Source organism: Clostridium gallinarum (genome assembly GCF_014836325.1).
Classification (GTDB): domain Bacteria; phylum Bacillota; class Clostridia; order Clostridiales; family Clostridiaceae; genus Clostridium; species Clostridium gallinarum.
The window spans coordinates 21,507-28,573 of sequence record NZ_JACSQZ010000045.1 but is presented as its reverse complement, the minus strand read 5'-3'; the positions used below and the strand labels follow the sequence as shown (position 1 = coordinate 28,573).

Here is a 7,067-nt window from a genome sequence, read left to right as displayed (position 1 = left end):
ACTGGAAATGCTAATATAATGCAAATAGGTGTTATGCCAAGCCAAGGTTTTGATGGTATAGCAGTTGCATTACTTGGCGCTAGTAACCCAATTGGAGTTATATTCTCGGCATTATTTTTTGGAGTTTTATATGTAGGTAAGGGGTTTATGAATGCTGCTGTAAAAGTGCCACCAGAACTTGCAGATACTATAATGGCTACAATAATTTACTTTGCAGCAACTAGTATGGTTATGGATAAAATAATTAAAAAAATTATGAAATCAAAGGGAAAAAATAAAGAACATAATTCTAATGAAGGGATGGTGGAAAAGTAATGTGGAATACAATTGAATTAATTTTTCCATATGCAATTTCTTATACAGTTCCTTTACTTATAACAGCATTAGGAGCGCTTTATTGTGAAAGAAGTGGGGTAGTAAACATAGGGCTAGAAGGGTTTATGATAATTGGATCTTTTTCTGGGGCCTTAGCTGTTTCAAAGTTACAGGCAAGTGGTGTTCCAGGAGCTTTATGGATAGGACTTTTAGTGGCGGTCTTAGTTGGAGTATTATTTTCATTACTACATGCTTTTGCTAGTATAAATTTAAATGCAGATCAGGTTATAAGTGGTACAGCTATAAATATGATATCAGGAGCTTTAACAATTTATTTAGCAAGAAATATTACTGGAAGTGGTAATATAAGAGTAATAAATGGATTTATTCCTAAAGATATTCCATTCCTTTCAGATATACCTGTTATTGGACCATTATTCTTTACAAAGACTTATGCAACAACTTGGTTAATATTAGCTATATTACTTTTTAGTATGTTCTTATTATATAAAACAAGTTTTGGGTTAAGATTAAGAGCCTGTGGAGAACATCCTCAAGCAGCAGCGGCAGCTGGTGTTAGCGTATTTAAAATGAGATATTTAGGGGTTATGATATCTGGAGGTATGGGAGCTTTAGGAGGGGCTATAATGCTTTTAACTTTTGCTGGAGAGTTTAATGGAAATGTTTCTGGGCTTGGATTCCTTGCACTGGCAGCATTAATATTTGGACAATGGAAACCTCTAGGAATACTTGGTGCAACTTTCTTCTTTGGATTTGCATCTACTATTGCAAATGTATCTCAAGTAGTACCATCATTATCACAAATACCAGGAGTTATATTAAAGATATTCCCATATGTGGTTACATTAATAGCTTTAGTATTATTCTCTAAATCATCTCAAGCACCTAAGGCTTCAGGTGAACCTTTTGATACAAGCAAGAGATAAATTTTATAAGATTAATTTTAATATTTAGTTGGACATCTAAATGCTCTTTTAGATATATATTATCTAAGACAGTAAAGATGTCCTTTTTCTTTATAATTTCCTTACTTAGCTTTGTAAGTGTTAAATTATCATTAAGTTTCGGAGATTAAAAGTATAGAATTAGGAAAGAATAATAATAAATTTCTTGATAAATTAGCTATAATAATTCATAATATAGATACATGTATGAATTTGAGTAACATATCTTTAATAGATCTTATAAACTCCCAAAGATATAATATATAACTTATGAATAGAATATGGAGGTGTAATTTTGAACAAAGAAAATTACGAAAAGAAAACTTTAATAGAGTTAAAAGAAATAGCAAAAGAGCTTAATATAAAAAATATTAGTAAGTTAAAGAAAAGTGAACTTATAGATGAGATATTAGAAAAATCTCCTAAAAGTATAGAGAAAAATGGAGTAATATTACAGGAAAAAATAACTCCAAAAACAAATAATGAAGAAAGTCCTACTTTAAGTAAGGAAAATAAAGAAGAAGGTAGGGAGGAAAAGAGAGAAAGATTAAAGGTTATGATAAATGAATCTGATACAGCTAAAGGTGTATTAGAAATCTTAGAAAATAATAGTTTTGGATTTTTAAGATGTAATAATTATCAAACGGGAGAAAATGATATTTATGTATCTCCATCTCAAATTAGAAGATTTAACTTAAGAACAGGAGATGAAGTTCAAGGAAAGGTTAGGGAATCTAAAGAAGGAGAAAAGTTTAAAGCTTTACTATATGTTGAAAGCGTAAATGGAGAAAATCCTGAAAGAGCTGTGGGAAGAAAATCTTTTGAAACATTAACTCCAATTTATCCTGAAGATAGATTACATTTAGAAACGGGAGAAGAAAATGATTTATCATCAAGATTAATGGATATAATCTGTCCTATAGGTAAGGGACAAAGAGGTATAATAGTTGCACCTCCTAAAGCTGGTAAAACAACCTTATTAAAAAAAGTAGCCCAAAACATATCTAAAAATTATCCAGAAGTTAAGCTTATAGTATTACTTATAGATGAAAGACCAGAAGAAGTAACTGATATGAAGAGATCTATAAATGGTGATGTAATATATTCAACTTTTGATGAAGAACCACAAAATCATGCTAAAGTATCTCAAATGGTATTAGAAAGAGCTAAGAGAATGGTTGAACAGGGGAAAGATGTAGTTATATTAATGGATAGTTTAACTAGACTTTCTAGAGCATATAATTTAACTATAACTCCAACAGGAAGAACTTTATCTGGAGGTTTAGATCCGGGTGCGTTAATTATGCCTAAAAAATTCTTTGGAGCTGCTAGAAATGTTGAAGAGGGCGGAAGTTTAACAATATTAGCTACAGCTTTAGTAGATACTGGATCTAGAATGGATGATATGATATTTGAAGAATTTAAGGGAACAGGTAATATGGAAGTTCATCTAGATAGAAAGCTACAAGAAAGAAGAATTTTCCCAGCAATAGATATATATAAGTCTGGAACTAGAAAAGAAGATTTAATTTTAACAGAAGAAGAAAAAGAAGTTGCTTATACAATTAGAAGAGTTATGTATAGGGACGGAAATATAGAAAATGTTACTGAAAAGTTAATTAATATGCTTTCTAAGACTAAGAATAATAAGGAATTTATAAATGTTTTTAGTAAAAGTGAAATAGAAAGAAAATAAAGGGCGTTGTTTTAACAACTCCCTTTTAGTTTTTAATAATTTAATTTGAAATTAATCTATCTGCTAATTTAACTATTTTTTCTTTAGAATATAGAGAAGAAAGATTAGATAAATTTGCTTTCATTTTCTCTAATTCTTTAGGGTTAGAAATTAATTTATCTACAATTAAATTTAATTCTAATAAATTATCAATATATACAGCATATCCATTATTAGTTAAGAAATCTACATTTTGAGTTTCTTGCCCAGGAATTGCAAAAGGTATAAGTAAAGGTAAATTTTTAATTATAGCTTCTGAAACAGTTAAGCCACCTGGTTTACTAATTATTATATCTGAATACTCCATTAAAAAATCTATATCTTTACAAAAGCCAAGTATATGTAGCTTTTTATTTTTTATATTGTGATTATATTCTTTAAGTAATTTTTCTTTCAATTTTTCATTTTTACCACAAACAACAGTTATTCTTAATTTGTTTGAATTGTTTAAAAGTTCTTTTAAGACATATGAGATATTTTTTAACCCCATACTTCCACTCATTAAAAGAATATTAAAATAATCATCGTTTTTAGTACTATCAAGATTGAAATTAGTATCAAAGAATTCATCTTTTACTGGAATACCATAAGAGAATATTCTTCTAGAGTCTATTCCCCTAAGGGATAAGTCAGTCTTAGTGTTTTCACTTGCCGTAATATAGGCATCTATGCTTTTATCTATATAAGTAGAATGAGCTTTAAAATCAGTTACTATTACTATTACTGGTATATTTAGTCCTTTTCTTTTTAATGCACCCATAATATTAACTGCAAAAGGATGAGTAACTAAAATTATATTTGGTTTAGTTTCATTAATAAACTTTAATATTTTTCTTTTTGTAAAAGAAAAAACTATAGATAAAAGTTTATTAGTGATAAAGGTATCAGTTAATTTATAAGCAAACCCATAAGTTTTAGGAAAAAAGGAAGCAGAAATTTCATAACCTGTTACAAACAACTTGGTTAATAATTTACTATTATTTTTTAAAAAATCATGGGTAATAATCTCATATCCTGATTTTTCAAAAGTGGTTGAAATAGATTTAGCTGCTTGATTATGACCTTCACCAGTTGAAGTTGTTAGTATTAAAATTTTCTTCATAAAATACCACTCACTTTTCTAATAACTTAATAAATACTAAACATAATAAGAATATAGATATATTATAATATAAATATCAAAAGTAAAATATAAAAAGTACAAATTCTAAGATAAATTTAAGATTTATGAAAAAGAAAAATGGGAAAGACTAAGTCTTTCCCAGAATTTCTATTACTTGTTAAGATTAAATCTCTTATTGAACTTGTCAACTCTACCGCCAACATCAATGATTTTTTGTTTACCAGTGAAGAATGGGTGGCATTTAGAGCATATTTCTACTTTAAGTTCGTCTTTAACAGAACCAGTTGTAAAAGTATTTCCACATGCACACTTAACTACAGCTTCGTGATTGTATTTTGGATGTATGCCTTCTCTCATCTTTTTCACCTCTTTCGAATACTTAAATAACTATTAGAGTATATCATAGGCATAAATAATGGTCAAGATTATACATAATAAAAATATTTTTGATTAGTTATAAATAAAAATGCTATAATCGTATTATATCTGAAGAAAAGGAGACATAAACATATGAGTAAATTATATTTTAGATATGGGGCTATGAACTCAGGGAAATCAACTCATCTTATGCAAGTAGCTTATAACTATGAAGAAAGAGGTATGAAGGTTATATTAATTAAACCTTGTACTGATACTAAGGGTGGAGATAAGTTAGTTTCAAGACTTGGAGTAGAAAGAAAAGTAGATATAGTAATAAATGAAAATGATAATATAGTAGATAAAATTAAAGACTATAAAAAAGAATTTGGAAATATAGATTGTATTTTAGTTGATGAAGCACAGTTTTTAAAATATCAACAAATTGATCAATTATTTGAAGTAGCAGTTGTTTTAGATATACCTGTTATATGTTATGGACTTAGAACTGATTTTAGAATGCAAGGCTTTGAAGGAAGTACAAGACTTTTACTTTTAGCACATAGCATTGAAGAAATGAAGACAATATGCAAATGTGGCAAAAAGGCTATATTAAATGGTAGAAAAATTAATAATAGGTTTGTCTTTGAAGGTGAACAAGTAGCTATTGATAATGTAAATAATGTAGAGTACGAATCTTTATGTGGTCATTGTTATTTTAAATATAAAAATAATTTGTAATAAGTGAGAGTGGTAATATGAGAAAGTGTGAAGTAGGAGGCCAGGCTGTTATTGAAGGCGTTATGATGAGAGGTAGTAAAGGCCAGGCTACTGCAATTAGAAAACCTAATGGTGAAATAGAGATAGATATGAAAAATATAGTTCCTGTAACTAAAAAATATAAATTTCTAAACATACCATTTATAAGAGGGATATTTGTTTTAATAGATTCATTAATTACAGGTATAAATACCTTGAATTATTCAGCATCCTTTTTTGAAGAGGAAGGTGAAGAAGAATCTAAATTTGAAGTTTGGCTAAAAAATAAATTTGGTGATAAAAGTAATGATTTAATTATAGGCGGTACTATGATAGTATCATTTATATTAGCTATAGGTTTATTTGTTGCTTTTCCAACAGCTGTAGCATCATTATTTAGTAGAATGGGTTTATCCCCTATAATATTAAACTTAATAGAAGCAGTTATTAGAATTGCTGTTTTGCTTATATATATGTATTCTATAAGCAAAATGGAAGATATTTATAGAGTTTTTCAATATCATGGAGCTGAACATAAATCTATTTTTTGTTATGAAGCTGATGAAGAATTAACTGTAGAAAATGTTAGAAAGTTTACTAGATTCCATCCTAGATGTGGAACTAATTTTCTGTTTTTAATAATGTTCGTAAGTATAATAATTTTTAGTTTTACAGGATGGGGAAACTTTTTTGAAAGATTAATTCTTAGAATTTTATTGATTCCGTTGGTTTCAGGAATTACTTACGAATTAATAAGATGGCTTGGAAAAAATAATAATGCATTATCTAAAATAATTGCTTATCCAGGACTTAAACTTCAAGAGCTTACAACAAAAGAGCCTGATGATGAACAATTAGAAGTAGCTATAGCAGCACTTATGAAAGCAGAAGGATTAAAGCCAAAGGAGAAAACTATAGGAGAACTATTAGATTTTGGCTCTAAGACATTAAAGGAACAAGGAATAGATACGTATATTTTAGATTCTCAATTATTATTATGTATGGTACTTGGAAAAGATAAAATATATATAATTACTAATAGAAATAAATCAGTTTCAATTAAAGATGAAAAAGAATATATAGATTTAATTGAAAAAAGAAGTAAAAAAATGCCTGTAAAATATATTTTAGGTGAAACAGAATTTATGGGATTAAATTTTGATGTAGAAGAAGGGGTCTTAATTCCAAGAGGAGATACAGAAGTACTTGTTGAAGAATTACTTTCAATTATAAAAGATGATGAGGAATTAGAAGTATGTGATCTTTGCTCAGGAAGTGGTGCTATTGGAATATCTTTAGCAACATATAAAAAGAATATAAAAGTAGATGAAATAGATAATTTTAGTATTCCAGAAAAAGTAACAAAAAGTAATATTTCAAAACATAGTTTAGATAATAGAGTTAAATTTATAAAGAGCAATTTATTAGAAGAGCTAATTAAAGCAGGAAAAAAATATGATTTAATTGTATCTAATCCACCATATATAAAAGCTAGTGAAATAGGTAAGTTAATGGATGATGTAAAACTTTATGAACCTCACACAGCGTTAGATGGAGGGGAAGATGGATTAGTATTTTACAGAAGAATTATTGAAGAAAGTAAGATTGTTTTAAAAGAAGGAGGTATATTAGCCTTTGAAATAGGACATGATCAAGGATTAGATGTTAGAATACTGATGGAAGAAGCTGGCTTTAAAAATGTAAAACTAGTAAAAGATTTAGCGGGTTTAGACAGAGTTTTACTGGGATACTTTAAATATTGATAAATTTCTGTATATTGTGATATAATAGGAAGATGTAAAAATTTAAAGTA

The 7,067-nt window shown here is 28.0% G+C and carries 6 protein-coding genes and 1 pseudogene; 5 read left to right on the top strand and 2 right to left on the bottom strand.

Translation table 11 applies throughout. The features are described from left to right. The 3 genes and pseudogenes from H9660_RS11740 to rho all read left to right on the top strand — a co-directional run. Nucleotides 1-315, top strand: a pseudogene (locus tag H9660_RS11740) (ABC transporter permease); the annotation flags it as partial. Then, nucleotides 315-1,262 carry an ABC transporter permease gene (locus H9660_RS11735; protein ID WP_191750565.1) on the top strand — a complete coding sequence of 316 codons (948 nt, stop codon included), beginning with the start codon at nucleotides 315-317 and terminating at the stop codon, nucleotides 1,260-1,262. The pseudogene H9660_RS11740 and the gene H9660_RS11735, both read left to right, overlap by 1 nt. A gap of 313 nt (nucleotides 1,263-1,575) precedes the next feature. Further along, the gene (gene rho / locus H9660_RS11730; protein WP_191750564.1) at nucleotides 1,576-2,976 is read left to right on the top strand and encodes a transcription termination factor Rho; all 1,401 of its coding nucleotides are present in this window, start codon (nucleotides 1,576-1,578) and stop codon (nucleotides 2,974-2,976) included. Nucleotides 2,977-3,016: 40 nt separating this feature from the next. On the opposite strand, the gene H9660_RS11725 is transcribed toward rho, so the two are convergent. Then, a complete protein-coding gene (locus H9660_RS11725) occupies nucleotides 3,017-4,117 on the bottom strand; it encodes an MGDG synthase family glycosyltransferase (protein WP_191750563.1) in 1,101 nt (366 codons plus the stop codon). A 171-nt stretch (nucleotides 4,118-4,288) separates the two neighbouring features. Beyond that, on the bottom strand, nucleotides 4,289-4,495 hold the full coding sequence (gene rpmE / locus H9660_RS11720; protein WP_008676589.1) for a 50S ribosomal protein L31: 207 nt from the start codon (nucleotides 4,493-4,495) through the stop codon (nucleotides 4,289-4,291). A 153-nt stretch (nucleotides 4,496-4,648) separates the two neighbouring features. Between rpmE and H9660_RS11715 the strand changes: the two genes are divergently transcribed. After that, nucleotides 4,649-5,236 carry a thymidine kinase gene (locus tag H9660_RS11715; RefSeq protein ID WP_191750562.1) on the top strand — a complete coding sequence of 196 codons (588 nt, stop codon included), beginning with the start codon at nucleotides 4,649-4,651 and terminating at the stop codon, nucleotides 5,234-5,236. 17 nt (nucleotides 5,237-5,253) lie between these two features. After that, nucleotides 5,254-7,017, top strand: a complete 1,764-nt coding sequence (gene prmC, locus H9660_RS11710; RefSeq protein WP_191750561.1) for a peptide chain release factor N(5)-glutamine methyltransferase — start codon at nucleotides 5,254-5,256, stop codon at nucleotides 7,015-7,017. The last annotated feature ends 50 nt before the right edge of the window (nucleotides 7,018-7,067 follow it).

Bases quoted from the DNA above. Each gene is read 5' to 3' on its own strand.
- H9660_RS11735 (WP_191750565.1), top strand. From the start codon at position 315: ATGTGGAATACAATTGAATTAATTTTTCCATATGCAATTTCTTATACA.
- H9660_RS11725 (WP_191750563.1), bottom strand. From the start codon at position 4,117: ATGAAGAAAATTTTAATACTAACAACTTCAACTGGTGAAGGTCATAAT.
- rpmE (WP_008676589.1), bottom strand. From the start codon at position 4,495: ATGAGAGAAGGCATACATCCAAAATACAATCACGAAGCTGTAGTTAAG.
- H9660_RS11715 (WP_191750562.1), top strand. From the start codon at position 4,649: ATGAGTAAATTATATTTTAGATATGGGGCTATGAACTCAGGGAAATCA.
- prmC (WP_191750561.1), top strand. From the start codon at position 5,254: ATGAGAAAGTGTGAAGTAGGAGGCCAGGCTGTTATTGAAGGCGTTATG.